Source organism: Stutzerimonas stutzeri (assembly GCF_038561965.1).
GTDB lineage: Bacteria > Pseudomonadota > Gammaproteobacteria > Pseudomonadales > Pseudomonadaceae > Stutzerimonas > Stutzerimonas stutzeri_AA.
In genome coordinates this window covers 1,038,906-1,063,297 of sequence record NZ_CP139348.1, presented here as the reverse complement: position 1 = coordinate 1,063,297, position 24,392 = coordinate 1,038,906, and the positions used below count along the sequence as shown (strand labels likewise).

Here is a 24,392-nt window from a genome sequence, read left to right as displayed (position 1 = left end):
CCTCTCGCCGCTTGGGACGGCATCGCGTGTGATTAAGGGGCGCCGAGCAACCCGGTGCGGGCTTTCAGCGCTGATTACGGACCGCCTGGTAAGCAGGCCGGCGCTTGGACACATTCGAATAACGACCACCGGGCCGCAGCTTCTCGAGCATCACGCCTTCGATCTTCTCCAGCGCTACACCGCGGGTTTCCGGGACGAAGCGGGTGACGAACCAGTAGCCAAACGCGCAGCAGCCGGCGAACAGCCACATCGGGAAGGCGCCGTGAAAACGCTCCAACAGGTATGCGTTCTCGTTGATCATCGGGAAGGTCTGGGTGACCAGAAAGTTGGCCGCCCACATGGCGCAGACGGCGACGCTCATGCCCAGCGAGCGCATGCGGTTGGGGAATATTTCGGAGATCAGCACCCAGGTGCCGATGCCCCAGGACAGCGCGTACAGCACCATGAACAACAGCATGCCGAACAGCGCCAGGTAACCGGTCTGCTGGTTGTAGAGCGCATAGGAGGTGATCAGCAGGCCGGCAATGGCGCCGATGGTGCCAACGCGCATCAGTGCCAGGCGCCCGACGCGGTCGATCAGATAGGCGCCGATCATGGTGCCCACCAGCTGCATCACGCCGATCCAGATGGTCTGGTACAGCGCCGACTCGGTGCTACCGGTAACGCTCTTCAAGACCATGGGCGCGTAATACATCATCACGTTGACCCCGGTGACTTGCTGAATCATCGCCAGCAGGCAGCCGACCATGAGAATCAGGATCAGCCCGGACTCGCGCAGCTCCAGCTTGCCGGGACAGGTCTTGCGGTCCTGCTTGAGCGAAGCCTTGATCTCGCCCAACAACTGTTGCGCGTGCTCGGGGTTGGAAATGCGCGTGAGGGTGCGCAGTGCGGCCTTGTCCTGGCCGACCAGCACCTGCCAGCGCGGCGACTCGGGGATGGCGAAGACCACCAGACAGAACAGCGCGCAAGGCACAACTTCGGAGCCGATCATCCAGCGCCAGCCGTACTCCACCAACCACTGATCGGCGACGCCCTTGGCGATCTGGTAGTTGACGATGAACACCACCACCTGACCGAACACGATAGCCATCGACTGCATGCCCAGCGCCCGACCGCGCATGCCCTTGGGCGAGACCTCCGACATGTACATCGGCGACACGGTGGCTGCCAGGCCAACGGCGAGCCCGCCGATCATGCGGTAGAGCACGAACCAGGTGAAACTCTCGGCGAGCGCCGAGCCCAGCGCCGAGACGGTAAACAGCAGCGCAGCAATCACCAGGGCTTTCTTGCGGCCCAGGCGCCCGGCGATCCAGCCGGCACTCAGGGCACCGATGATGCAACCGATCACGACATTGGAAACGGCCCAGCCAGTCTCGGCTGCGGTGAGTCCGAAGTACTGCTTGAGCGAGTCCACGGCGCCGGAAATCACTGCCGTGTCATAGCCGAAAAGGATGCCGCCCAAGGCAGCCACTGCGCAGATCCGCAGCACATAGGCCACGTCGTGGCCACGGGTGGAGTCATGATATTCAGACATATCGTTTCGCTTCTCTGGCTTTTGTTATTGGGTTCCAGACGTCAGCTACTACTGAAGCTTCTGTACAGATGGCTCGCTCCTGAGCCGGTCACTGTCCTTCAGGTCTCTTGCGGTGTTGCACTGTTCAACCTTGCAACATCCATTCGTGCGCCGGATCGTTGTGGAATTTCCACACCCGCTTCGGCCCGGCCATCACGTTGAGGTAATACGAGCGGTAGCCGTATGGCACGCACACCGGGTGATAGCCGCGCGGCACCAGCACCACATCGTTGTTCTCCACCGCCAGCGCCTGATCGATGCTGCGGTCGTCGGTGTAGACACGCTGGAAGACGAAGCCCTGTGCGGGGTCGATGCGGTGGTAGTAGCTCTCCTCGAGAAAGCTCTGCGCCGGCAGGTCATCGGTGTCGTGCTTGTGCGGCGGGTAGCTCGACGAGTGCCCGGACGGGGTGATCACTTCCACCACCAGCAGGGAATGGGCAGCCTCGGTGTCTGGCAGGATGTCGCAAACGTAGCGGGTGTTGGCCTCCTTGCCGCGCATCGAGCGCTTCATGGAAGCCGGTTCGATCAGCCGCGGCGGCAGCGTATCGCCGGTTGCACCGGGTGCCATGCAGACGGCGATTTCCGCAGTGCCATGGGCGGTCACCTGCGCTTCCGTATGGGGCGGCAGATAGGCGGCGAAGGGCGACTTATCGTCGAACACACTTTGCCGATCGCCGATCTGCGACCAGTTGAACGCGCCATGCTGCGAATGGCTGCCCTGGATGCTGGCATGCCCGCTGAGTAATACGATGCAGGCCTCACGGTCCAGGCCGGCCACCGGCAGGGTGTCACCGTCGGCCAGTTGGTAGGCGGCGAAGCCGACGTACTCCAGCGCCTTTTCCGGCACCTCGACCAGCGTGCGGTCTTTCTGGCCTTTGACGAGCAGATTCATGGGGCCTCCTTTCAGGCTGTGGCGCGGTAGCGAGCTTCGGTCATCGCGACAAGCTCGCGCAGGGTGTCGAAGCCTTTCTTGGCATAGGCGTAGCTTGGCGCGACGGCGGGGTCCTGCTCGGCCTCGACGACGATCCAGCCGCGATAATCAGCCTGGTAGAGGCGATCGAGCATCGGCGCGAAGTCGAGGTCGCCGTCACCGGGCACGGTGAAGGCACCATTGACGATGCAGTCCGGAAAGCTCCACTGGTTGTTGCGCGCCAGTTGCACGACTGCTTGGCGAACATCCTTGAAGTGCACATGGCAGATGCGCTCGATGTGCCGATCGAGCAAGGCCAGCGGATCGCCACCACCCATGAAACAGTGGCCGGAATCGAACAGCAGACCGACTTCGTCTCCGGTCACTGCCATCAGCTGGTCGATGTCATCCGGCGTTTCGACGTAGGCGCCCATGTGGTGGTGGTACGCCAGCCGCACGCCTTGCGATTGGGTAAACGCCGCAACGCGAGTGAGCTTGTCGCCGTACGCCTGCCACTGCGCCTGACTGTGGAAGCGTGGACGCTCGAGCAACGGCACGCGTTTGCCCTGAATGGAGCCGGCCACCTCGCCGTACACCATTACCGTGGCACCGTTGTGGGCCAGCAGCCGGCAATGGCTGGCGATGGCTTCGATTTCGTCCTCGGCGCTGCGATGCGCAAGGCCGCTGGAATACCAGCCGGAAACCAGCGCCAGGTCATGTTCGGCGAGCACCTGATGAACGCCTTCAGGCGTCTTGGGGAATTTGCCGTTGAGCTCGAAGCCTTCGTAACCAATCGCCTTGCCTTCGCTCAGAGCGGTCGACAGCGGTGTCTCGCCACCGAGCGATGGCAAGTCGTCGTTGCTCCAGGAAATCGGGTTGATACCTATCCGGATGGGTGAATTGTTCATCTACGCACCTGCTTGTTCTTGTTCGGGCGGGTTCATGTGTCGCTGCGTTCAGGAGCGCGGGCGGGCCTCGCGCCAAGCGCCGATCAACCGTTCGAAGGTGGCTTGCACGCGGCCAATCAGCGCTTCGTCTTCAAGTTCACCAGCGAGCCAGGCGCGGCTCGGCTCCTGGAAGATTGTGCGGCCCACCGCGAAACCACGGCATACAACGCTGTCCCCGGCCTGGCGGAAGCCTTCGGCGAGTTCATCCACCGGCGCGTTGAGGCCAAGCACCACGACGCCGCGGCAATAGGGATCGCGCGCCTGGATGAGTTCGTCGAGCTGGCGCCAGACCGACGCGGGCTGCGCCTCGATCTTCCACCAGTCGGGGTAGATGCCGAGGTTGTACAGGCGCTTGAGCGCACGCGGCAGCACGTCCGGGTGCTCGCCAGGCAGATTCTTCGGCGGAATGATTTCCAGCAGCAGCTCGTGGCCGCTCACTTGAGTCGCTTCGTACAGCGCGCGGATCTGCGCCTCCTGTTCCAGGCGCAGCAGCGGTTCGTCGTCCGGGTGGTACTGCACCAGGCATTTGACGATCTGCTCACGGGGCCAGCTGACCAGCTGGGTGCCAATCGAACGACCATGCTCGAAGGCGAGCGGTCTGGAGAACTGCAGCTCCACCGGGCGCGCCACCCACCAACCGCGACCGGTGGCGGCATTCAGTGCGTCCTGGCCGAAGCGATCATCAGCCAGCAGGCCAACATTGCAGGCCACCCCCTGCCGCACCAAGTCAGTCTCGACCCGCTCGATGGCCTGTACGAACAGTTGCTTGAGGCGTGGAACATCACGGGAATCGACGCCCGCCTGCTGCGCCAGATCGGCGAACTGGCTGCGGTGGTCGAAGGCGAAAACGAACAGCTGGTTCCACGGTTTGCGCGCCACACTGACGCGGTGCAGGCGGTTCAACTCGACGTCCTGATCCGGGCGCGCCAAGGGCTCGGGGCGGCTGAACAGGTAGTCCAGCTCGGCCATGGTCGGCATTGCCGGGGCACAAGCGTGGCGAGACACCACCAGCCCGCCACAGGCGTTGGCCAGCTGGCAGCAGCGCGCATCGTCGGCGCCGGTCAACCAGCCGCGCAGGAAGCCCGACATGAAGGCATCGCCCGCGCCCAGCACGTTGAGTACTTCGACGCGAATGCCGCGATGAATCTCGCCGTCTTCCAGACGCTCAGGAATCGCACCGCGAATAACCGTGCAACCCAGCGCGCCAAGCTTGACCACCAGGGCTGCGTCAGTGACGCCGCGCACATTGCGCAGCGCGGTGAGCAGGTCATCGGATCCGCCGGCGATAAGGAACTCTTCCTCAGTGCCGACGATCAGGTCGAAGCGCGGCAGAATTCCTTGCACGTGAGCGGTCACTTCGGCGCTGGCGATAAAGCGCGTTTCGCCGTCGGCCTTGCCGGTCAGCCCCCAGAGCACCGGGCGGTAGTCAATATCAAGCACGCGCTGCACGCCATGCTTCGCGGCGAAATCCAGTGCGCGACTGCTGGCCTTGTAGACGCTCTCAGTGGAGAAGTGCGTGCCGGTGATCAGCAGCGCCTTGCTGGAGGCGATGAAGACTTCATCGATATCTTCTTCACGCAGGGCCATGTCGGCGCAGTTCTCGCGGTAGAAAACCAACGGGAACGTGTCGCGATCCTTGATGCCGAGCAAAACCATTGCGGTCAACCGTTGCGGGTCCACCTTGATGCCACTGGTATCGCAGCCTTCTCGCTTGAGCGATTCGACCAAGAAGCGCCCCATGTGGTCGTCACCGACACGCGTCAGCATCGCCGATTTAAGGCCAAGCCGCGCGGAACCGAAGGCGATATTTGCGGACGAACCGCCGAGGTATTTAGCGAAGCTGCTGACGTCCTCGAGGCGCGCCCCGACCTGCTGGGCATAGAGATCGACGCCGAGGCGCCCGAGACAAATCAGATCCAGCTGGCGGTCACTTGCGAAGGTTATGTCGCCCATGGCGGCTCCTGTTGTTCTTATGGCCTGCGTTCATCGCACGGTGGCGATCGGGATGAGTGGAGCCTACTGCTCGGATTCTGCTTTATCAACTTTTTTTCTATATTTATTTTTAGTGGAATTTTGATTCTATTAATGCGCGACTCGCTTGCCGATCCGCGGTCGAGTGACTTCCGCTTTCGGCACCGGATCGCGTAGGCTGGTCGAAAAATGGAGGGGAAGACGCCGCATGTCCGACATCGAATCCGTGCCTGCCGAGTCGGCGCAGGCGCCCGCCAGCGTCGACACGCTGTTGCAGCGCATCACCGACGACTTCGAAAGCCTGCCGCGGCAGCTGAAACGGGTTGCCAGCTACATCAGTGAGCAGACCGACCGGGTCATGGTCGATCGGATCAGCGACATCGCCACGCAGTGCGAGGTGCACCCCTCGGCCATCGTGCGTTTCTGTCAGCGCTTCGGCTTTTCCGGCTTCAGTGAGATGCAGGCGCTGTTTCGCGACGCCTACACACTCAAGGCGACGCCCGTCCAGAATTACCAGCAGCGCATTCGCAAGCTGATCGCCAATAAATCGCACAAGGCATCCGGCGCGGACCTGGCCCGCGAATGTGTCGACGCAACGCTTTCAGGACTGGAACGGCTAGGCAACGAGCTCGATGACGAAGCCTTCGAGGCCGCCGTGGACTTGCTGGTAAACGCGGACAACATCTATGTGGTTGGGGTGCGCCGCTCATTTGCGGTCGCCGATTACCTGGTCTACAACCTGCAGCACACCAATAAACGCATCCATCTGGTCTCCGGCCTCGGCGGTAGCTACCGCGAGCAAATGCGCAGCGTGCGCGCCAATGACCTGATCATTGCGATCAGCTTCAGCCCCTACGGCAAGGAAAGTCAGCAGTGCGTGCGCATCGCCCAGCACAAAGGCGCCAAGTCGCTGATCATCACCGACAGCCCCTTGTCCCCCCTGGCCAAGCGCGCCAATGCGGTGCTGATGGTCAATGAGGGCAGCGCGTTCGCCTTTCGCTCGCTCAGCGCCACGCTGTGTCTCTGCCAGGCCCTGTTCATCGCCCTCGCCTATCGCCTGGAGCTGTCAGTCGACGAGATTCAGGAGCAGCCCGACCTGGACAGCTGAGGCGTCTCTACATGCAAGCAAAGGCCCCGACGAGTCGGGGCCTTTTCGTTTCTGCCGAAGGGGATGCATCCGTTAAAGCGGGCCAGGATCAGGCATCGGATCAGGCGGAGGGGCAGCCTTTTCGAGTTGTTCGAGCACTTCTTCCGGCAGTTCATCCGGACCATCCAGCTCGGTGTCGCTTTCGGCGTCGTCAAGATCGTTGAGCGGGGATTCATCAGCTCGCCACGGCCAGACGGGCTGCGACGGTTGAAGCGGTTCGATACCAGGCATGACGGTTACCTCACGAGGTGTGTGCAGGTTAGGCACGCATCTGCCGGCCGGGTTCGAAAGGCGAAGCACCGTCCGGCGCAATCCGGACGATGCCGCATCAGCCCGCTACTTGAAGTTGCGCTTCACCAACCGTTCCAGCCAGCCGACGATGCCGGAGCGGAACAGCAGCACGCAGAGCACGAAGATCACCCCGAGAATGACGTGCACCCACTCGCCCAGCGGGCCATTCGACAGCGAGCTCTGCAGCGTCACCACCACGGTGGCGCCAACCAGGGGGCCGAGGATGGTGCCAACGCCACCTAGCAGGGTCATCAGGATGACCTCGCCGGACATGTGCCAGTGCGCATCGGTCAGCGAGGCCAGCTGGAACACCACGGTCTTGGTCGCGCCGGCCAGCCCGGCAAGCGCCGCGGAGATCACGAACGCCAGCAGTTTGTGCCGATCGACGTTGTAGCCGAGCGACACCGCGCGCGGTTCGTTCTCGCGGATGGCCTTGAGCACCTGGCCGTAGGGCGAGTGAATGGTGCGCTGAATGATGGCGAAGCCGAGGACGAACACCGCCAGCACGAAGTAGTACATGGCCATGTTGTTCTGCATGTCGACGAGGCCAAACAGATGCCCGCGTGGCACGCCCTGCAGACCATTCTCGCCACCGGTGAACGGCGCCTGGACGAAGACGAAGAACACCAGCTGCGCCAACGCCAGGGTGATCATCGCGAAGTAGATGCCCTGCCGCCGGATCGCCAACATGCCGAACAGCGCGCCGAGCACCGTCGAGGCCAGCGTGCCGGCGAGGATGCCAAGCTCGGTACTGAGCCCGCTGTAGCTGCTCAACATATAGCCGGTAATGTAGCCGCCGGTGGCGAAGAACGCCGCATGGCCGAAGGACAGCAATCCCGCGTAGCCCAGCAGCAAGTTGAAGGCGCAGGCGAACAAGGCGAAGCACAGCAGCTTCATCAGGAACACCGGATAGACCGCCAACGGTGCCAACAGCGCAATTACCAGCAGCACCGCGTAGAAGATCTTCTGCCGCCGCGCTGCCGCATGCCTGCGCTCGCGTACCACACTGGCCTGCCGCATCGATGCAGCCTGTACGTTTGCCGGATTCGTCATGCTCATGCCTCCTTACCAAAGAGTCCCGCAGGACGAATCAACAGCACCGCCACCATGACCAGGAACACCACAGTGTTGGCCGCTTCTGGATAGAACACCTTGGTCAGCCCCTCGATCAGGCCCATGGCGATACCCGTGACGATTGCACCGAGTATCGAGCCCATGCCGCCGATCACTACCACGGCGAACACCACGATCAGCAGGTTCGAGCCCATGCCCGGCGTAACCGCGTAGATGGGCGCCGCCAGTACACCGGCGAACGCTGCCAGCGCCACGCCGTAGCCGTAGGTCAGGGTGACCAGCAGCGGCACGTTGATGCCAAAGCCCTGCATCAATTTCGGGTTCTCGGTTCCGGCGCGCAGGTAAGAACCCAGGCGGGTGCGCTCGATCACGTACCAGGTCGCCAGACACACCACCAACGCGGCGACGATCACCCAGGCGCGGTAGGTTGGCAGGAACATGAAGCCGAGGTTGAAGCCGCCGCGCAGCAACTCCGGCATCGGATAGGACGAGCCGGATACGCCGAACAGCTTGACGAAGCTGCCCTCGACGATCAGCGCCAGGCCGAAGGTCAGCAGCAATCCGTAGAGGTGATCCTCACCGGCGATGCGCCGCAGCAGCCCGCGCTCGATGGCCATGCCCAGGCAGCCCACCACCAACGGCGCCAGCACCAGCGCGAACCAGTAGCTCACGCCCAGGTAATTCAGCGCCAGATACGCCACGAAGGCACCGAGCATGTACTGCGCACCATGGGCGAAGTTGATGATGCGCAGCAGGCCGAAGATGATCGCCAGGCCCAGGCTCAGCAGTGCGTAGAACGCCCCGTTGATCAGGCCGAGCAGCAGCTGCCCGAGCAGCACGCTCAGGGGTACGCCGAATAGGAGAGTCATGGTTCATCACCCAAAGGAAGTCCGTGGCACCCGGCCGTTACCGACCGGGTGATGGCGCGGCCTAGCCGATTACTCTTTGGCGACCAGCTTGGTGCATTGGGTTTCGGCGATCGGCCGGTAGGCCTGCTCGCCAGGGATGGTGCTGACCACCTTGTACAGGTCCCACTCGCCGCTGGATTCGGCCGGCGTCTTGACCTGTACCAGGTACATGTCGTGGACCATGCGGCCGTCCTCGCGAATACGCCCGTCCTTGGCGAACATGTCGTTGACCGGGGTCTTGGCCATCTGCGCGCGCACGGCGACCGTCTCGTCGGTGCCGGCGGCCTTCACGGCGTTCAGATAATGGGTGGTGGCTGAATAGATGCCGGCGTGCACCATGCCCGGCATGCGCTTGGTGCGTTCGTAATAGCGCTTGGCCCAGGCGCGGGTTTCATCGTTCATGTCCCAGTACCAGCCGGTAGTCAGCATCAGACCCTGGGTCACATCCAGGCCCATGGCATGGATGTCGTTGAGAAACACCACCATGCCGGCGAGCTTTTGCCCGGACTGGGTGACGCCGAATTCGCTGGCGGTCTTCAGCGAATTGACCGTATCGGCACCGGCGTTGGCCAGGGCGATCACTTCGGCGCCAGATCCCTGGGCCTGCAGCATGTAGGAGGAGAAATCGTTGCTCGGGAACGGATGGCGAACCTTGCCGACAACGCTGCCACCCTCGCCTTCCACCACCTTGGTGATGTCGGTTTCCATGGCATGGCCGAAGGCATAGTCGGCGGTGAGGATGAACCAGCTCTTGCCGCCATCGGCGAGTACCGCCTTGGCCGTGCCATTGGCTAGCGCGTAGGTGTCGTAGGTCCAGTGGATGTGGTTTGGCGAGCAGAACTCGTTGGTGATGCTCGATGCCGCCGCGCCGGAGATCAGTGCCAGCTTGCCGCCCTGCTCCACCACCTTGCTCGCGGCCAGTACCACGGAGCTGGCGACCATGCCAGTCACCATGTCGACGTTACGCTCGTCGATCCACTGGCGCACGGTGTTGGCGCCGACGTCAGGTTTGTTCAGGTCATCGGCATGGAAAACGACGATCTTCTTGCCGTCCACCTTGCCGCCGAAATCCTCCACGGCCATCTTCAGCGCTTCCAGGCCGCCCGGGCCGGAGAGGTCGCGGTAGGTGCCGGACATGTCGGCCAGATAGCCGATGCGGATTTCGTCGTTGCTGATCTCGGCCTGGGCGACCGAGGCGATCAGGGAAGAAGCCAGGATGGCACTCGCACTCTTGCGGAAAAAGCTCATGTATTCACCACTCTCGATTGTTTTTGTTGTGGTTGGGGCCGGCATCCACTGCGGCCGGTTACTGCTTTGCTGAGTCGTCCGGGCTCACACTCCGAGACAGGAATTGAGGAAATCCTTCTTCGAATCCAGGTCGGCCGCCTCGATCTCTTCGATGATGCGGCCGTGCTCCATGACGTAATGGCGGTCGGCCAATGGCGCGGCGAAGCGGAAGTTCTGCTCCACCAGGACGATGGTCAGGCCGCGCTGCTTGAGCTTGATCAGCACCTCGCCAAGCTTCTGCACGATGACTGGCGCCAGGCCTTCGGTGATCTCATCAAGCAGCAGCAGGTTGGCGCCGGTGCGCAGGATGCGCGCCATGGCCAACATCTGCTGCTCGCCACCGGAGAGCCGCGTGCCCTGGCTGAAACGGCGTTCGTAAAGGTTGGGAAACATTTCGTAGAGCTCGTCCAGGCTCATACCGCCACTGCGCACCGTCGGCGGCAGCAGGAGGTTTTCCTCGACGCTCAGGCTGGCGAAGATGCCGCGCTCTTCCGGGCAGTAGCCGACCCCCAAGCGCGGAATCTGGTGGGCCGGCATGCCGATGGTCTCGTTGCCGTTGACGACGATGGAGCCGGTGCGGCGTCCAACCATGTTCATGATCGCCCGCAGCGTGGTGGAGCGCCCGGCGCCGTTGCGCCCGAGCAGGGTCACCAGCTCGCCACGGCCGACCACCAGATCGACACCATGCAGAATGTGCGATTCGCCGTAGAAGGCATGCAGATCGCTGACGCGCAGCTGATCGCGGTCCATAGGTGGGGTCATGCGTGCGCCTCCTCAAGTGCTGCGGCTTCGCTGCCGAGATAGGCTTCGCGCACCTGCGGGTTGGCCGAAACGCTTTCGTAATCGCCCTCGGCAAGCACCGATCCGCGCGCCAGCACGGTGATGCGATCGCACAGGCGGCTGACCACGCTGAGGTTGTGCTCGACCATCAGCACCGTGCGGTTGGCCGCGGCCTTGCGCACCAGCTCGACGACCATGTCGACGTCTTCGCTGCCCATGCCCTGGGTCGGTTCGTCGAGCAGCAGCACGAAGGGGTCCAGCGCCAGCGTGGTGGCCAGCTCGAGCGCGCGCTTGCGGCCATAGGGCAGCTCGACCGCCAGGGTCTGGGCGAAGGATTGCAGGTCCACTTCGGCGAGCAGCTGCATCACCTGATCGTCCAGCTCACGCAGGCTGCGTTCGGACTTCCAGAAGTGAAAGGAATTACCCATCTTCTGCTGCAGCGCGACGCGCACGTTTTCCAGCACGCTCATGTGGCCGAACACTGCGGAAATCTGGAACGAGCGCACCAGGCCGAGCCGGGCGATCTCGTTGGCCTTCATCGAGGTGATGTTCTTACCGCGATAGAGGATCTCGCCGCGGGTAGGCGTGAGGAATTTGGTGAGCAGATTGAATACGGTGGTCTTGCCGGCGCCGTTGGGGCCGATAAGCGCATGGATGTGACCCTGACGGACCTTCAGATCGACGGAATCCACGGCGGTGAATCCGCGGAATTCCTTGGTCAGGCCGCGCGTTTCCAGCACGAACTCTGGTTCCATTGGGTGCCCTCTAACCTTGATTGTTGTTGTTGGTTATGGCGCAGGTCGCTGCATGACCTTTACGTAAACGATAACAACCAGTTTCCGTATACGGCAAGTGGCTTTTTCAAACGAATGATTGACCAGAGAGGCGCGGAGAATCTGGGCAAAAGGCCAGTAGCCGAGCCTGTGGCTTGACCGTGTTGCTTGCGCCGACATTACGGGAATGGCGCATCGATTCGCCTTGCCGTGCGACCGCTAGCGCGGATACCGAACACTGATGGTTCCCATGCGCTCGCGCAGGAGCCCAGTCAGGCGCTCCTGCACCTGGACGCAGAGCGTTCGCCCTCGGCGTACCCCGCGGGAGCGTGGGCACGCTCAGTTTTGAAGAGGTCGGCCATCCGGGGCGACGACCAAAGAATCCTGCCCAGCAGGGCGAAACCACGTTATCAAGCGACTCGGTAACCGGCTTACCACCGCCGCCAAATCAAACCTCGCACTACCTAAAAAAAGCACAGCCGGACCATCGCCCGGTCCGGCCATGCCCTCTCACATCAGAACTTCATCGTATAGCTGACAATCACCCGGTTCTCATCGATATCCGTGGTATGGCTTCCGCGATACATCACATTGCGCAACCGCACGTTGAAGTTCTTCAGCGGGCCGCTTTGCACGGTGTACGCCAGATCAACGTCCCGTTCCCACTCCTTGGCATCCGCACCAGCAATCTCGAAGTTGTCGCCACGTACGTAACGCGCCATCAACGTCAGGCCCGGAATGCCGGCTGCGGTGAAGTCATAGTCGTAGCGCATCTGCCAGCCATCCTCCTCGGCCCGCAGAAAGTGGTGGTAGGTCAGAGTATTGAGCGTCCATGGGTCGGTGCCGCCGCCAACGAAGGGCATCCCGGTGTCGCCGCTCTGGTCCTGATAACCCAGGCCCAGGGAATGCCCGGAGTAGAGCATGCTGAACATGCCGCCGATGTTGCGGTTGTCGACCCGGGCGTTGCCTTCGCCGTCACTCTTGAAGTAGCGGATATCGGACTTCAGGCTGAGCTGATCGGACAGCGGCAGCACGTGCAGCAGGTTGACGTGATGCTGACTGTAGTTGTCTTCCAGCTCGGCGTAGTAATAGGTGGCGGCGAGTTTCGGCGTGAAGGAATAGCTGCCACCCGCGAAGTTGAAACGGTCGCTGGCCACGCCGCCACTCGCACCGTCGGCGAACATGGTCATGTCGCCGTAGTTGGACGAATCACGCAGGCGCGTGGAGCGGAACTGGCCGCCGAGCACGGTCAGCCCCTCGATTTCTTTCGACAGGATCTGCGCACCCTCGAAGGTCTGCGGCAGCATGCGCGTGTCGTTGCGGAACAGCACCGGCAGCGTCGGCTGGTGGGTGCCGATACTCAGTACGGTGTTCGACAGTTTGGCCTTGGCGGTGAGGCCGAGGAAGCTGTAGTCGTCCACTGGCTCGGCGCTGCTTGGACTGCGCGGCAGCGTGCCTGTGCCACTGGTGCCGGCGCCGGAATCGAGCTTCACGCCCAACAGGCCGAGCGCATCGACGCCGAAGCCAACCGGCCCTTCGGTGAAGCCGGACTGCAGGTTGAGGATGAAGCCCTGGCCCCACTCCTCCGCCTTGGATTTGGGCTCGCCCTTGTGGCGCGGGGAATCGACTTGACCGTCTTCGCGATAGTCGCGGTTCATATAGAAGTTGCGCAGTTCCAGATTTACCGTGGCGTCGTCGACGAACGCGGCGCTGGCGATGCTCGGCGCACCGAGTGCAGCGGCCATGCCACCGAAGAGGAAGTACTGGCTCAGGGGTTTCAGGTGCATAGATGTCTCTCTTGTTATTGTTGATGAATGCAGCTGTGTTAGCCCGACCGCGACTCCCTGCCGGACTGGATTACCACGTCATGCGGTAATGCGTTGCTCGCGCTCAGCGCGCGGTGCTTCTGGGCACACGGCCCAGCAGGTAGAACTCGTCGTTGGGTGGGGTGCGCGCCATGGACACCAGGCGGTTGGAAAGCCCAAACAGCCCGGCGATGGCGCCGATGTCCCAGATGTCGTCGCGACTGAAGCCCAGGGCTTCCAGCCGCGCCTGCCAGGCGTCATCCAGCACGCCGCGCTCCGCGGCCAGGTGCAGGGCGAAATCGAGCATGGTGCGCTGGCGTTCGGAGATCGGCGCGGTGCGGTAGTTGACGGCGATCTGGTCGGCCAGCTGCGCGTCCTTGGCGAGGATGCGCAGGATCGCGCCGTGGGCCACCACGCAATACAGGCAACCGTGGTCGGCACTGACCGCGACGACGATCATTTCCTTCTCGGCCTGGGTCAGGCTGTCGGCTTCGCGCTCCATCAGCGCATCGTGATAGGCGAAGAAGGCGCGGAACTCCGCCGGCCGATGGGCAAGCATGAGAAAGACGTTGGGAATGAAACCGGCCTTTTCCTGCACGGCGAGAATCCGTTCGCGCAGGTCGACAGGCAGCGCATCGAGGCTATCGGGCAGCGGAAAACGACTGACCGGTTGAGTCATGGCGAAAGTCATAGAAAGCTCCGTGAGAGTGAACGAGCATGCCGGCCGGGCGAACCGGCCGTTGTCGTCAGTGCTGTTCGCTGATGCCCAGCTCGACCACGCTGATCTCGCGCATGCGGAATTTCTGCACCTTGCCGCTGATGGTCATCGGGAAGTCGTCGACGAAGCGGATGTGCCGCGGCGTCTTGAAGTGGGCGATGCGGCCCTTGCAGAACTCGCGCAGCGCCTCGGCCTCGACCTCATGGCCGGGGTGCAGCTTGACCCAGGCGACGATCTCTTCGCCGAACTTGCTGTCCGGCACGCCGATCACCTGCACGTCGGCCACCGCCGGATGGGTGAAGAGGAATTCCTCGATCTCGCGCGGGTACACGTTCTCGCCGCCGCGAATGATCATGTCCTTGTTGCGGCCGACGATCTTGATGTAACCCTCATCGTCCATTACCGCGAGGTCGCCGGTGTGCATCCAGCGGGCGCCGTCGATGGCATCGCGGGTGGCGTCCGGGTTGTTCCAGTAGCCGAGCATCACGCTGTAGCCGCGGGTGCAGAGTTCGCCGATCTGCCCACGCGGCACCACCGCGCCGTGCTCGTCGACGATCTTGCTTTCCAGATGCGGCTGGGTGCGGCCGACGCTGGTCACACGGCGTTCCAGGTCGTCGTCGGCGCTGGTCTGGGTGGAGACCGGGCTGGTTTCGGTCATGCCGTAGGCGATCTGCATTTCCGCCAGGTGCATGTCGTCGATGACGCGCTTCATCACCTCGATCGGGCAGGTGGAGCCGGCCATGATGCCGGCGCGCAGGCTGCTCAGGTCCAGCGACTGGCGCTCCGGGTGGTCGAGCATGGCGATGAACATGGTCGGCACGCCGTACATGCCGGTGGCCTTTTCCTCGGCCGCAGCCTGCAACGCGGCCAGCGGCTCGAAAGCGGCGCTCGGGTAGATCATGGTGGTGCCGTGGGTGACGCAACCGAGGTTGCCCATGACCATGCCGAAGCAGTGGTACAGCGGCACCGGGATCACCAGACGGTCGTGCTCGGTGAGCTTGAGACTCTCGCCGACCATGTAGCCGTTGTTGAGGATGTTGTAGTGACTGAGGGTGGCGCCTTTCGGAAAGCCCGTGGTGCCGGAGGTGTACTGGATATTGATGGGGTCGTCGAACTGCAGGCGCTCGCCACACTGGCGCAGCTGCTCGGGGCCGACCTGCTCGGCCATCTCCATCAGCGCCTGCCACTGCAGCATGCCGTCCACCGGCTTGTCGCACAGGCTGATCACCCCGCGCAGCTCGGGCAGCATATGGCTCTGCAGGGCACCGACAGCGGCACTTTCCAGCTCCGGCAGCAGCTCGTGGAGCATGGCGTGGTAATCGGAGGTCTTGAAGGCATCGGCGCAGATCAGCCAACGGCAGCCGGACTGCTTCAAGGCGTATTCGAGTTCGCTGAGGCGGTAGGCGGGATTGATGTTGACCAGCACCACGCCGATCTTCGCGGTAGCGAACTGGGTGATGCACCACTGGGCATTGTTCGGCGACCAGATTCCCACTCGTTCGCCAGCTTGCAGTCCGAGGGCCAGCAGGCCACGCGCGCAACGGTCCACCGCTTCCGCCAGTTCCGCCCAGGTGTAACGCAGCTGCTGATGGCGCACCACCAGGGCCTCGCGCTGGGAAAAGCGCTCCACGGTACGGTCGAAGGCCGCGCCGATGGTCATGGGCAACAGGGGTTTGCTCTGCGGTCCGCAGGTATAGCTCGGAAGACTCATGACGATTTTCCTCAGTCTTATGTTTGTTATGAGGCGTGCTCGCAAGGGCGCTGGCGCTGCTGACAGTCACCCTAGGTCACGATTACGTTAACGTAAAGGTAACTAGCTGACAATATGTCGCAGGGTAGGCGAAAGTCGAGGGGTAGCACGTAGTCAAATGGCCAGTATTTGGTGGCGTATAACTGGCTGCAGCCTAAGTGGCGCGCCTCGCTGATGGGCTTCAGCTCACGGAAACTGCGGTGCCCCCTTGGTGGGCTAAAGCCCACCCTACTGGGAGATCGTAGCCAGTCGAACCGCTACGGTACGGCGGGCACCACGGCACCGTTGTAGGGTGGGCTTCAGCCCACCAGAACGAGCCGAGGCTACAACCGCATCTGCCGGCTACGGCGCCGTCAGGCACTTTCGCGCTGGTACTCGTGATGGAAATCCAGCGCGGCGAGGTTCTTGTCCTTGGCTTCGAGCATGATGTCGAAGCGATCCAGAAACTGGCATGCGTAACGATTCGTCCAGCGATTCCACATGCGCTTGCTGTGCGCATAGAGGTCGCGCTTGCTGACCTTTTCCAGCAACTCGGGGAGTTCCAGCTTCTGCTCCGGCGCGAAGCCTAGCTCCATCAGGCTCTCCTGCGGCTGCGAGTAGTGCATGGTCGGGCGCACACCGCGCCAGCTTTCCAGAACGCGCTCGATGCGCGGGTCGTCCGGCTCGATGTAGCGGTTCTCGTGAATCCAGCAGTGATGAATGTCCAGCACCACCGGCGCGAGGTCGGCGAGACTCAGGCAGTCGTCCAGGCCATAGGTCTTTTCATCGTTCTCGAAGGTGATGCAGTGCCGCGCCTCGCTCGACAGGCGGGGCCACACGGCACGCACACCTTCGGCGCCGAGCCGCCCGGCGATATGCAGGTTGCATTTGAAGTCCTGAAAGCGCCGGCCGTAACCCATCATGCGGATCATGTCAGCGTGGTATTCGAACTCCGCCAGGCTGTTCTCGACCACCTGCGGCTTGTCCGAACCCAGCACGCAATACTGGCCGGGATGCATGGACAGGCGGATATCGTTGACCCGCGCCAGTTCGCCGATCGCAGCGAAGCCAGCCTCGAGGCGATTCCGTATCTCAGCGCGGCGGTAGAAGGGCGCGATCTCGGCATGGCTGTAGAACGGCAGCAGGTCGCTGGACAGGCGCAACATGCGCAGCATCGGAGGCAACGTGGCGACGTATTCGAGCAACACCCACTGAGCGTTCAGATTGTGCTCGATGATCTCCTCCAGCCTCGTCTCGGCCGCTGCGCGACCGACCGAAGCCATCCAGCGCAGCGTGGTGCTGCGTGGGTTGAAGGTGCGCTCGATGCGCTCCAGCTCCTTCAGCGAGAGGCTCTGTTGCGGGTGGCGATACATGCAGGCGAAGCCGATGCGGGGCATGGAGTTCCTCGTCGGTGGCAGGCCGGCTTTGCGGCCACTGCCTGTTTAGTCCCGCCAGCCTCCAGCCAAGTGCCCCTGCACCGACGAAACACCACCGCGCCACCAACCAACGGCCGCACCTTACCGGGCCTATGCTTGCAGACATGTCGACTCGGCGGTGTGTTGACAGACCGAGAGCGGACCTTTACGTTAACGTAAAGCAGCGAACGATCATCCATGCTGATGACCTAGAACCGCTACCAGAGCGCCGGCCTGCACTCCGCCGGACGAACGAACCCTCTGAAAACAGAACAATTACAAGACAAGCAGGTGGCCCCATGAACTACTCCAGCCTCAATTTCGCCCTCGGTGAAACCATCGACATGCTGCGCGAGCAGCTGCAGGCCTTCGTCGCCGCCGAGATTGCCCCGCGCGCCGAAGCCATCGATCAGGAAAACCTGTTCCCGGCGGACATGTGGAGAAAATTCGGCGAGATGGGCCTGCTCGGCGTGACCGTCTCCGAGGAGTACGGTGGTGCCGGCCTCGGCTACTTGGCCCACGTGGTGGCGATGGAAGAAATCAGCCGCGGCTCGGCCTCGGTCGCCCTCTCCTACGGCGCCCATTCCAACCTGTGCGTCAACCAGATCAACCGCAACGGCAACCCCGAGCAGAAGGCGCGCTATCTGCCCAAGCTGGTCAGCGGCGAACATGTCGGTGCGCTGGCCATGAGCGAGCCCAATGCCGGCTCCGACGTGGTGTCGATGAAGCTGCGCGCCGAGAAACGCGGCGACCGCTACGTGCTCAACGGCAGCAAGACCTGGATTACCAACGGCCCGGACGCCAACACCTATGTGATCTACGCCAAGACCGATCTGGACAAGGGCGCACACGGCATCACCGCGTTCATCGTCGAGCGCGACTGGAAGGGTTTCTCTCGCGGCAGCAAGTTCGACAAGCTCGGCATGCGCGGCTCCAACACCTGCGAGCTGTTCTTCGATGACGTCGAGGTGCCGGCAGAAAACGTGCTGGGCGCAGAGAATGGCGGCGTCAAGGTGCTGATGAGCGGCCTGGACTACGAACGCGTGGTGCTGGCCGGCGGCCCGACCGGGATCATGCAGGCCTGCCTCGATGTGGTGGTGCCCTACATCCACGACCGCAAGCAGTTCGGCCAGAGCATCGGCGAGTTCCAGTTCATCCAGGGCAAGGTGGCGGACATGTACACCCAGCTCAACGCCAGCCGCGCCTATCTGTATGCCGTCGCCCAGGCCTGCGATCGCGGCGAAACCACCCGCAAGGATGCCGCCGGGGTCATCCTCTACACCGCCGAAAACGCCACGCAGATGGCCCTGCAGGCGATCCAGATTCTCGGCGGCAACGGCTACATCAACGAATTCCCGACCGGCCGCCTGCTGCGCGACGCCAAGCTCTACGAGATCGGCGCCGGCACCAGCGAGATTCGCCGCATGCTGATCGGCCGCGAGCTGTTCAACGAATCCAAGTGAGCTTGCGGGCTGAAAAATGCCCACAGCCTCGTAGGGTGGAAAACCGCGAAGCGTTTTCCACCGCAGTCGGTGGATGGCAGCGCCATCCATGATGGAATGAACGGAGCCAACCATGGCCATCCTGCACACCCAGATCAATTCCCGTTCGCCGGAGTTCGCCGCCAACAGCGCCGCGATGCTCGAACAGGTGAACAACCTGCGCGCCCTGCTCGGCCGCGTCAGCGAAGGCGGTGGCGCGACCGCTCAGCAGCGCCACGTCTCGCGCGGCAAGCTGCTGGTGCGCGAGCGCATTGACTGCCTGCTCGACGCCGGCTCGGCCTTTCTCGAACTCGCGCCGCTGGCCGCCCATGAGGTGTACGGCGAAGACGTCGCCGCCGCCGGCATGGTCGCCGGAATCGGCCGCGTCGAAGGCATCGAGTGCATGATCATCGCCAACGATGCCACCGTGAAAGGCGGCACCTACTACCCGCTGACGGTGAAAAAGCACCTGCGCGCGCAGACCGTCGCCCGCGAGAACCGTCTGCCCTGCATCTATCTGGTGGACTCCGGCGGCGCCAACCTGCCGCGCCAGGACGAGGTCTTCCCCGACCGCGAACACTTCGGCCGCATCTTCTTCAACCAGGCCAACATGAGCGCGATGGGCATCCCGCAGATCGCCGTGGTGATGGGCTCCTGCACCGCCGGCGGCGCCTATGTGCCGGCGATGGCCGATGAGACCATCATGGTGCGCAACCAGGCGACCATCTTCCTCGCCGGCCCGCCGCTGGTGAAAGCCGCCACCGGCGAGGTGGTGACCGCCGAGGAATTGGGCGGGGCCGACGTGCACTGCAAGACCTCGGGCGTTGCCGACCACTACGCCGAGAACGACGAGCATGCGCTGGCCATCGCCCGCCGCTGCGTGGCCAACCTCAACTGGCGCAAGCTCGGCCAGCTGCAGACCCGCGAGCCGCGCGCACCGCTGTATGCCGCCGACGAGCTGTACGGCGTGATTCCGGCCCAGGCCAAGCAACCCTACGACGTGCGCGAGGTGATCGCGCGGCTGGTGGATGGCAGCGAGTTCGATGAATTCAAGGCGCTGTTCGGCACCACCCTGGTTTGCGGCTTCGCCCACCTGCACGGCTATCCGATCGCCATCCTCGCCAACAACGGCATCCTCTTCGCCGAGGCGGCGCAGAAAGGCGCGCACTTCATCGAACTGGCCTGCCAGCGCGGCATCCCGCTGCTGTTCCTGCAGAACATCACCGGCTTTATGGTCGGTCAGAAATACGAGGCCGGCGGCATCGCCAAACACGGTGCCAAGCTGGTCACCGCAGTGGCCTGCGCCCAGGTGCCGAAATTCACCGTGCTCATCGGCGGCAGCTTCGGTGCCGGCAACTACGGCATGTGCGGCCGCGCCTACGACCCGCGCTTCCTGTGGATGTGGCCCAACGCACGGATCGCCGTGATGGGCGGCGAACAGGCCGCCGGGGTACTCGCCCAGGTCAAGCAGGAACAGAGCGAGCGCGCCGGCAAGAGCCTCGGCGCCGACGAGGTCGCAGCGATCAAGCAGCCAATCCTCGAACAGTACGAGCGCCAGGGCCATCCCTATTACTCCAGCACGCGGCTGTGGGACGACGGCGTGATCGACCCTGCGCAGACCCGCGAGGTGTTGGGGCTGGCGCTTTCAGCGGCGCTGAATGCGCCGATCGAGCCGACCCGCTTCGGCGTGTTCCGCATGTAATCCGAGCCGCCGGCGCTAGAAACGTCGGCGACTGCAGTCGCATCGAGGATGCCGAGATGACCGATTTCCAGACCATCGAGCTGAACAAAGACGCGCGCGGCGTGGCCACCCTCTGGCTCAACCGCGCGGACAAGAACAATGCCTTCGACGCCGGGGTGATTGGCGAACTGAACGCGGCCCTGGCGCAGGTGCAGGACGATGCGAGCATCCGCTTTCTGATCCTGCGCGGGCGCGGCAAGCACTTCTCCGCTGGCGCCGATCTGGGCTGGATGCGCGAGTCGGCGAAGCTCGACTACCAGGCCAACCTCGCCGACGCCCATGAGCTCGGCGAGCTGATGCAGCGCCTGTATGAGCTGCCGCAGCCAACCCTGGCCGTGGTGCAGGGTGCAGCGTTCGGTGGTGCGCTGGGGCTGATCGCCTGCTGCGACATGGCCATCGGCGCCAGCGACGCGTTGTTCTGTCTGTCGGAAGTACGCATCGGTCTGGCACCGGCGGTGATCAGCCCGTTCGTGGTCAAGGCCATCGGCGAGCGCGCCACCCGCCGCTACGCGCTGACCGCAGAACGCTTCAACGGCGAGCGCGCCCGTGAGTTGGGCCTGCTCGCCGAAACCTATCCGGCCAGTGAACTGGACGCCGCGCTCGGGCAGTGGGTCGACAACCTGCTGCTTAACAGCCCGCAGGCGCTCAAGGCCTGCAAGGATCTGTTGCTGGACGTGGGCGATGGAGATTTCGACGCCGACCTGCGCCAGACCACCGAACAGGCCATTGCCCGGCTGCGTACCAGCCCGGAAGGTCAGGAAGGCCTGAGCGCCTTTCTGGAAAAACGCACGCCCGCCTGGCAGGAGAAGAAGTGATGAATCGCCATATCGATACTCTGCTGGTGGCCAACCGCGGCGAGATCGCCTGCCGCGTGATGCGCACCGCCAAGGCCATGGGCCTGACCACCGTTGCCGTGCACAGCGCCATCGACGCCAGCGCGCGCCACGCCCGCGAAGCCGATATCCGCATCGACCTGGGCGGCGCCAAGCCGGCCGACAGCTACCTGCGCATCGACAAACTGATCGAAGCGGCGAAAGCCAGCGGTGCCCAGGCCATTCATCCGGGCTACGGCTTTCTCTCGGAGAACGCCGACTTCGCCCGCGCCATCGAACAGGCCGGGCTGATCTTCCTCGGCCCGCCCGCCTCCGCCATTGACGCCATGGGCAGCAAGTCCGCGGCCAAGGCGCTGATGGAAGAAGCCGGCGTGCCGCTGGTGCCGGGCTATCACGGCGAAGCGCAGGACGTGGAAACCTTCCGCGTTGCCGCAGAAAAGATCGGTTATCCGGTGCTACTCAAGGCCACCGCCGGTGGTGGCGGCAAGGGCATGAAGGTGGTCGAGCGCGAGGCGGAGCTCGCCGAGGCGCTGGCGTCCGCGCAACGTGAAGCGAAATCGTCATTCGGCGACTCGCGCATGCTGGTCGAGAAATACGTGCTCAAACCGCGCCATGTGGAAATCCAGGTCTTCGCCGACCAGCACGGCAACTGCCTGTACCTCAACGAGCGCGACTGCTCGATCCAGCGCCGCCACCAGAAAGTAGTCGAAGAAGCACCAGCGCCAGGCCTTTCCGCCGAACTGCGCCGCGCCATGGGTGAAGCTGCGGTGAAGGCGGCCAAGGCCATCGGCTACGTCGGTGCCGGCACCGTGGAATTCCTGCTCGATGCCCGTGGCGAATTCTTCTTCATGGAAATGAACACTCGTCTGCAGGTAGAGCACCCGGTCACCGAGGCCATCACCGGCCTTGATCTGGTCGCCTGGCAGATTCGCGTCGCCCGTGGCGAGCCGCTACCGATCAGCCAGGAGCAAGTGCCGCTGATCGGCCACGCCATCGAGGTCCGCCTGTACGCCGAAGACCCGGACAACGATTTCCTGCCCGCCACCGGCACCCTGGATCTATATCGTGAAGCCGAGGATGGCCCGGGCCGTCGCGTCGATAGCGGCGTTGCCGAGGGCGATACCGTGTCGCCGTTCTACGACCCGATGCTCGGCAAGCTGATCGCCTGGGGCGAGAACCGCGAGGAAGCGCGCCTCCGTCTGCTGGCAATGCTCGACGAGACCGCCGTCGGCGGCGTGCGCACCAACCTCGCCTTCCTGCGCCGCGTCGTTGGCCATCGCGCGTTTGCCGAGGCCGAGCTGGATACCGGCTTTATCCCGCGTCACGAAAGCGAGCTGCTGCGTCCGGCTGGCGAACTGTCCGATGCGTTCTGGCAGCAGGCTGCCGAGGTCTACGTGCAGACCGAACCGACCAAGGTGCGCGGCGACGATGCCCATTCACCGTGGTCCAAACGCGACGGGTTGCGCTTCGGCATGCCTACACAGATCACTCTGCACCTGCAGTGCAATGGCGAGAGCCGTCGGCTGCGGGTCGATCCGGCAGCGCAGCAGCAGAACGTCCGCACGCCCAAGGCGATCCGCCAGGGCGATGCGCTGTATCTGCAATGGAACGGCGAATGGCTGGCCGTGCGCGCCTTCGACCCCATCGCCGAAGCCGAGGCCAGCCACCAGCACCACGGCGGCCTGACCGCACCAATGAACGGCAGCATCGTTCGCGTGCTGGTGGAAGCCGGTCAACATGTCGAGGCCGGTACTGCTTTGATCGTGCTGGAAGCGATGAAGATGGAACACAGCATCCGCAGCGCCCAGGCCGGCGTGGTCAAGAGCCTGTTCTGCAGCGAAGGCGAGATGGTCAGCGAAGGCGCGGTGCTGCTGGAGATGGAAGAGGCCTGATTCGTAGGGTGGGCTTTAGCCCCCACAGCAGTGCCGGAGGCTTTTCGGTCAGCCTGCGGCGACATCGGTGGGCTGAAGCCCACCCTACAGTGAAGGCGTGCCGGTTTTGTAGGGTGGGCTTTAGCCCACCAGCAGCGTCACAATTCAACGACACTGGTGAAGGCTCGAAGAGCGTTCACCCCTGGAGGACATATGAGCCTGCCCAAACAGGTCCGGCTGGTGGAAGTCGGCCCGCGCGACGGTCTGCAGAACGAGCAGCAGCCGATCAGCGTCGCGGACAAGGTGCGCCTGGTGGACGACCTGAGCGCCGCTGGCCTCAACTACATCGAGGTCGGCAGCTTCGTCTCGCCCAAGTGGGTGCCGCAGATGGCCGGTTCCGCCGAGGTCTTCGCGCAGATCCAGCGCAAGGCCGGCGTCACCTATGCTGCGCTGACGCCGAACATGAAGGGGCTGGAAGCGGCCATCGAGGCCGGCGTGAAGGAAGTCGCGGTATTCGGTGCGGCCTCCGAGGCTTTTTCGCAAAAGAACATCAACTGCTCCATCGCCGAGAGCCTGGCGCGCTTCGCGCCGCTGATGGAAGCCGCCCGCGAGCAGGACATCCGCGTGCGCGGCTACGTCTCCTGCGTACTCGGCTGCCCCTACGAGGGCGACGTGGCGCCAGCAAAGGTCGCCGAAGTCGCCCGCGAGCTGTATGCCATGGGCTGCTACGAGGTTTCCCTTGGCGACACCATCGGCACCGGCACACCGGGCAAGACCCGCACGCTATTCGACACGGTGGCTCGTGAAGTGCCACGCGAACGACTCGCCGGGCATTTCCACGACACCTACGGCCAGGCACTGGCGAACATCTATGCGAGCCTGCTGGAAGGCATCGCGGTGTTCGACAGCTCGGTGGCCGGCCTCGGCGGTTGCCCCTACGCCAAAGGCGCCAGCGGCAATGTCGCCAGCGAAGACGTGCTGTACATGTTCAACGGGCTGGACATAGCCACCGGCATCGACCTCGATGCGTTGATCGCTGCCGGCCAGCGGATCAGCCAGCTGCTGGGCCGTGCCAATGGTTCGCGGGTGGCCCGCGCCAGGCAAGCCGGCTAGCGGCATCGTTCTTGCTAAACCCTAT

At 63.5% G+C, this 24,392-nt stretch carries 21 protein-coding genes; 7 read left to right on the top strand and 14 right to left on the bottom strand.

Annotated features, from left to right (window positions below; translation table 11 throughout):
• Positions 1–64 precede the first annotated feature (64 nt).
• The 4 genes from SM130_RS04740 to SM130_RS04725 all read right to left on the bottom strand — a co-directional run bounded on the left by SM130_RS04740 (position 65) and on the right by SM130_RS04725 (position 5,383).
• Entirely contained in the window at positions 65–1,534 is a 1,470-nt protein-coding gene (locus SM130_RS04740; protein ID WP_102826999.1) for a sugar porter family MFS transporter, read from the bottom strand.
• 124 nt (positions 1,535–1,658) lie between these two features.
• Entirely contained in the window at positions 1,659–2,465 is an 807-nt protein-coding gene (gene iolB / locus SM130_RS04735) for a 5-deoxy-glucuronate isomerase (RefSeq protein ID WP_102826998.1), read from the bottom strand.
• 11 nt (positions 2,466–2,476) lie between these two features.
• Positions 2,477–3,391, bottom strand: a complete 915-nt coding sequence (gene iolE, locus SM130_RS04730; protein ID WP_102826997.1) for a myo-inosose-2 dehydratase — start codon at positions 3,389–3,391, stop codon at positions 2,477–2,479.
• A 48-nt stretch (positions 3,392–3,439) separates the two neighbouring features.
• On the bottom strand, positions 3,440–5,383 hold the full coding sequence (locus SM130_RS04725; protein WP_102826996.1) for a bifunctional 5-dehydro-2-deoxygluconokinase/5-dehydro-2-deoxyphosphogluconate aldolase: 1,944 nt from the start codon (positions 5,381–5,383) through the stop codon (positions 3,440–3,442).
• Between SM130_RS04725 and SM130_RS22310 the strand changes: the two genes are divergently transcribed.
• Both SM130_RS22310 and SM130_RS04720 read left to right on the top strand, forming a co-directional pair.
• Positions 5,373–5,507, top strand: a complete 135-nt coding sequence (locus SM130_RS22310) for a hypothetical protein (protein WP_102826995.1) — start codon at positions 5,373–5,375, stop codon at positions 5,505–5,507. The two genes, SM130_RS04725 and SM130_RS22310, sit on opposite strands and share 11 nt — an antisense overlap.
• 102 nt (positions 5,508–5,609) lie before the next feature.
• Positions 5,610–6,509 carry a MurR/RpiR family transcriptional regulator gene (locus tag SM130_RS04720; protein ID WP_102826994.1) on the top strand — a complete coding sequence of 300 codons (900 nt, stop codon included), beginning with the start codon at positions 5,610–5,612 and terminating at the stop codon, positions 6,507–6,509.
• A gap of 72 nt (positions 6,510–6,581) precedes the next feature.
• Here SM130_RS04720 and SM130_RS04715 read toward each other — a convergent pair whose 3' ends face one another.
• The 10 genes from SM130_RS04715 to SM130_RS04670 form a co-directional block, all read right to left on the bottom strand.
• Entirely contained in the window at positions 6,582–6,779 is a 198-nt protein-coding gene (locus SM130_RS04715; RefSeq protein WP_102826993.1) for a hypothetical protein, read from the bottom strand.
• Between the two features lie 105 nt (positions 6,780–6,884).
• Positions 6,885–7,892, bottom strand: coding sequence for a branched-chain amino acid ABC transporter permease (locus SM130_RS04710; protein ID WP_102826992.1), 1,008 nt, complete (start codon positions 7,890–7,892; stop codon positions 6,885–6,887).
• Between the two features lie 2 nt (positions 7,893–7,894).
• On the bottom strand, positions 7,895–8,782 hold the full coding sequence (locus SM130_RS04705) for a branched-chain amino acid ABC transporter permease (RefSeq protein ID WP_102826991.1): 888 nt from the start codon (positions 8,780–8,782) through the stop codon (positions 7,895–7,897).
• Between the two features lie 69 nt (positions 8,783–8,851).
• Positions 8,852–10,069 carry an ABC transporter substrate-binding protein gene (locus SM130_RS04700; protein WP_102826990.1) on the bottom strand — a complete coding sequence of 406 codons (1,218 nt, stop codon included), beginning with the start codon at positions 10,067–10,069 and terminating at the stop codon, positions 8,852–8,854.
• Between the two features lie 84 nt (positions 10,070–10,153).
• Positions 10,154–10,870, bottom strand: coding sequence for an ABC transporter ATP-binding protein (locus tag SM130_RS04695; RefSeq protein ID WP_165362560.1), 717 nt, complete (start codon positions 10,868–10,870; stop codon positions 10,154–10,156).
• Complete coding sequence (locus SM130_RS04690; protein WP_046621429.1) at positions 10,867–11,643, bottom strand: ABC transporter ATP-binding protein; 777 nt, start codon at positions 11,641–11,643, stop codon at positions 10,867–10,869. The genes SM130_RS04695 and SM130_RS04690 overlap by 4 nt, the downstream gene beginning before the upstream one ends.
• Before the next feature lie 533 nt (positions 11,644–12,176).
• Positions 12,177–13,448 (bottom strand): OprD family porin, encoded by a 1,272-nt coding sequence (locus SM130_RS04685; protein WP_102826989.1) that lies wholly within the window; start codon positions 13,446–13,448, stop codon positions 12,177–12,179.
• Between the two features lie 103 nt (positions 13,449–13,551).
• On the bottom strand, positions 13,552–14,157 hold the full coding sequence (locus SM130_RS04680) for a peroxidase-related enzyme (RefSeq protein ID WP_256044982.1): 606 nt from the start codon (positions 14,155–14,157) through the stop codon (positions 13,552–13,554).
• A 55-nt stretch (positions 14,158–14,212) separates the two neighbouring features.
• Positions 14,213–15,895: an AMP-binding protein gene (locus SM130_RS04675; RefSeq protein WP_102826988.1), complete on the bottom strand. Its 1,683-nt coding sequence runs from the start codon at positions 15,893–15,895 to the stop codon at positions 14,213–14,215.
• 392 nt (positions 15,896–16,287) lie between these two features.
• Positions 16,288–17,310, bottom strand: coding sequence for a UV damage endonuclease UvsE (locus SM130_RS04670; RefSeq protein WP_102826987.1), 1,023 nt, complete (start codon positions 17,308–17,310; stop codon positions 16,288–16,290).
• 317 nt (positions 17,311–17,627) lie between these two features.
• On the opposite strand from SM130_RS04670, the gene SM130_RS04665 reads away from it, so the two are divergent.
• The 5 genes from SM130_RS04665 to SM130_RS04645 all read left to right on the top strand — a co-directional run bounded on the left by SM130_RS04665 (position 17,628) and on the right by SM130_RS04645 (position 24,367).
• Positions 17,628–18,791, top strand: coding sequence for an isovaleryl-CoA dehydrogenase (locus tag SM130_RS04665; RefSeq protein WP_102826986.1), 1,164 nt, complete (start codon positions 17,628–17,630; stop codon positions 18,789–18,791).
• Positions 18,792–18,903: 112 nt separating this feature from the next.
• Entirely contained in the window at positions 18,904–20,511 is a 1,608-nt protein-coding gene (locus SM130_RS04660; RefSeq protein WP_102826985.1) for a carboxyl transferase domain-containing protein, read from the top strand.
• Between the two features lie 56 nt (positions 20,512–20,567).
• Positions 20,568–21,365, top strand: a complete 798-nt coding sequence (locus tag SM130_RS04655; protein WP_102826984.1) for a gamma-carboxygeranoyl-CoA hydratase — start codon at positions 20,568–20,570, stop codon at positions 21,363–21,365.
• Positions 21,365–23,275 carry an acetyl-CoA carboxylase biotin carboxylase subunit gene (locus SM130_RS04650; protein ID WP_102826983.1) on the top strand — a complete coding sequence of 637 codons (1,911 nt, stop codon included), beginning with the start codon at positions 21,365–21,367 and terminating at the stop codon, positions 23,273–23,275. The genes SM130_RS04655 and SM130_RS04650 overlap by 1 nt, the downstream gene beginning before the upstream one ends.
• Before the next feature lie 192 nt (positions 23,276–23,467).
• Positions 23,468–24,367, top strand: a complete 900-nt coding sequence (locus SM130_RS04645) for a hydroxymethylglutaryl-CoA lyase (RefSeq protein WP_102826982.1) — start codon at positions 23,468–23,470, stop codon at positions 24,365–24,367.
• Positions 24,368–24,392 lie beyond the last annotated feature (25 nt).

Bases quoted from the DNA above. Each gene is read 5' to 3' on its own strand.
- SM130_RS04695 (WP_165362560.1), bottom strand. From the start codon at position 10,870: ATGACCCCACCTATGGACCGCGATCAGCTGCGCGTCAGCGATCTGCAT.
- SM130_RS22310 (WP_102826995.1), top strand. From the start codon at position 5,373: ATGTCGCCCATGGCGGCTCCTGTTGTTCTTATGGCCTGCGTTCATCGC.
- SM130_RS04725 (WP_102826996.1), bottom strand. From the start codon at position 5,383: ATGGGCGACATAACCTTCGCAAGTGACCGCCAGCTGGATCTGATTTGT.
- SM130_RS04670 (WP_102826987.1), bottom strand. From the start codon at position 17,310: ATGCCCCGCATCGGCTTCGCCTGCATGTATCGCCACCCGCAACAGAGC.
- SM130_RS04715 (WP_102826993.1), bottom strand. From the start codon at position 6,779: ATGCCTGGTATCGAACCGCTTCAACCGTCGCAGCCCGTCTGGCCGTGG.
- iolE (WP_102826997.1), bottom strand. From the start codon at position 3,391: ATGAACAATTCACCCATCCGGATAGGTATCAACCCGATTTCCTGGAGC.
- SM130_RS04660 (WP_102826985.1), top strand. From the start codon at position 18,904: ATGGCCATCCTGCACACCCAGATCAATTCCCGTTCGCCGGAGTTCGCC.
- SM130_RS04665 (WP_102826986.1), top strand. From the start codon at position 17,628: ATGAACTACTCCAGCCTCAATTTCGCCCTCGGTGAAACCATCGACATG.
- SM130_RS04720 (WP_102826994.1), top strand. From the start codon at position 5,610: ATGTCCGACATCGAATCCGTGCCTGCCGAGTCGGCGCAGGCGCCCGCC.
- SM130_RS04740 (WP_102826999.1), bottom strand. From the start codon at position 1,534: ATGTCTGAATATCATGACTCCACCCGTGGCCACGACGTGGCCTATGTG.
- SM130_RS04675 (WP_102826988.1), bottom strand. From the start codon at position 15,895: ATGAGTCTTCCGAGCTATACCTGCGGACCGCAGAGCAAACCCCTGTTG.
- SM130_RS04700 (WP_102826990.1), bottom strand. From the start codon at position 10,069: ATGAGCTTTTTCCGCAAGAGTGCGAGTGCCATCCTGGCTTCTTCCCTG.
- SM130_RS04655 (WP_102826984.1), top strand. From the start codon at position 20,568: ATGACCGATTTCCAGACCATCGAGCTGAACAAAGACGCGCGCGGCGTG.
- SM130_RS04680 (WP_256044982.1), bottom strand. From the start codon at position 14,157: ATGACTTTCGCCATGACTCAACCGGTCAGTCGTTTTCCGCTGCCCGAT.
- SM130_RS04705 (WP_102826991.1), bottom strand. From the start codon at position 8,782: ATGACTCTCCTATTCGGCGTACCCCTGAGCGTGCTGCTCGGGCAGCTG.
- SM130_RS04650 (WP_102826983.1), top strand. From the start codon at position 21,365: ATGAATCGCCATATCGATACTCTGCTGGTGGCCAACCGCGGCGAGATC.
- SM130_RS04710 (WP_102826992.1), bottom strand. From the start codon at position 7,892: ATGACGAATCCGGCAAACGTACAGGCTGCATCGATGCGGCAGGCCAGT.
- SM130_RS04645 (WP_102826982.1), top strand. From the start codon at position 23,468: ATGAGCCTGCCCAAACAGGTCCGGCTGGTGGAAGTCGGCCCGCGCGAC.
- SM130_RS04685 (WP_102826989.1), bottom strand. From the start codon at position 13,448: ATGCACCTGAAACCCCTGAGCCAGTACTTCCTCTTCGGTGGCATGGCC.
- SM130_RS04690 (WP_046621429.1), bottom strand. From the start codon at position 11,643: ATGGAACCAGAGTTCGTGCTGGAAACGCGCGGCCTGACCAAGGAATTC.
- iolB (WP_102826998.1), bottom strand. From the start codon at position 2,465: ATGAATCTGCTCGTCAAAGGCCAGAAAGACCGCACGCTGGTCGAGGTG.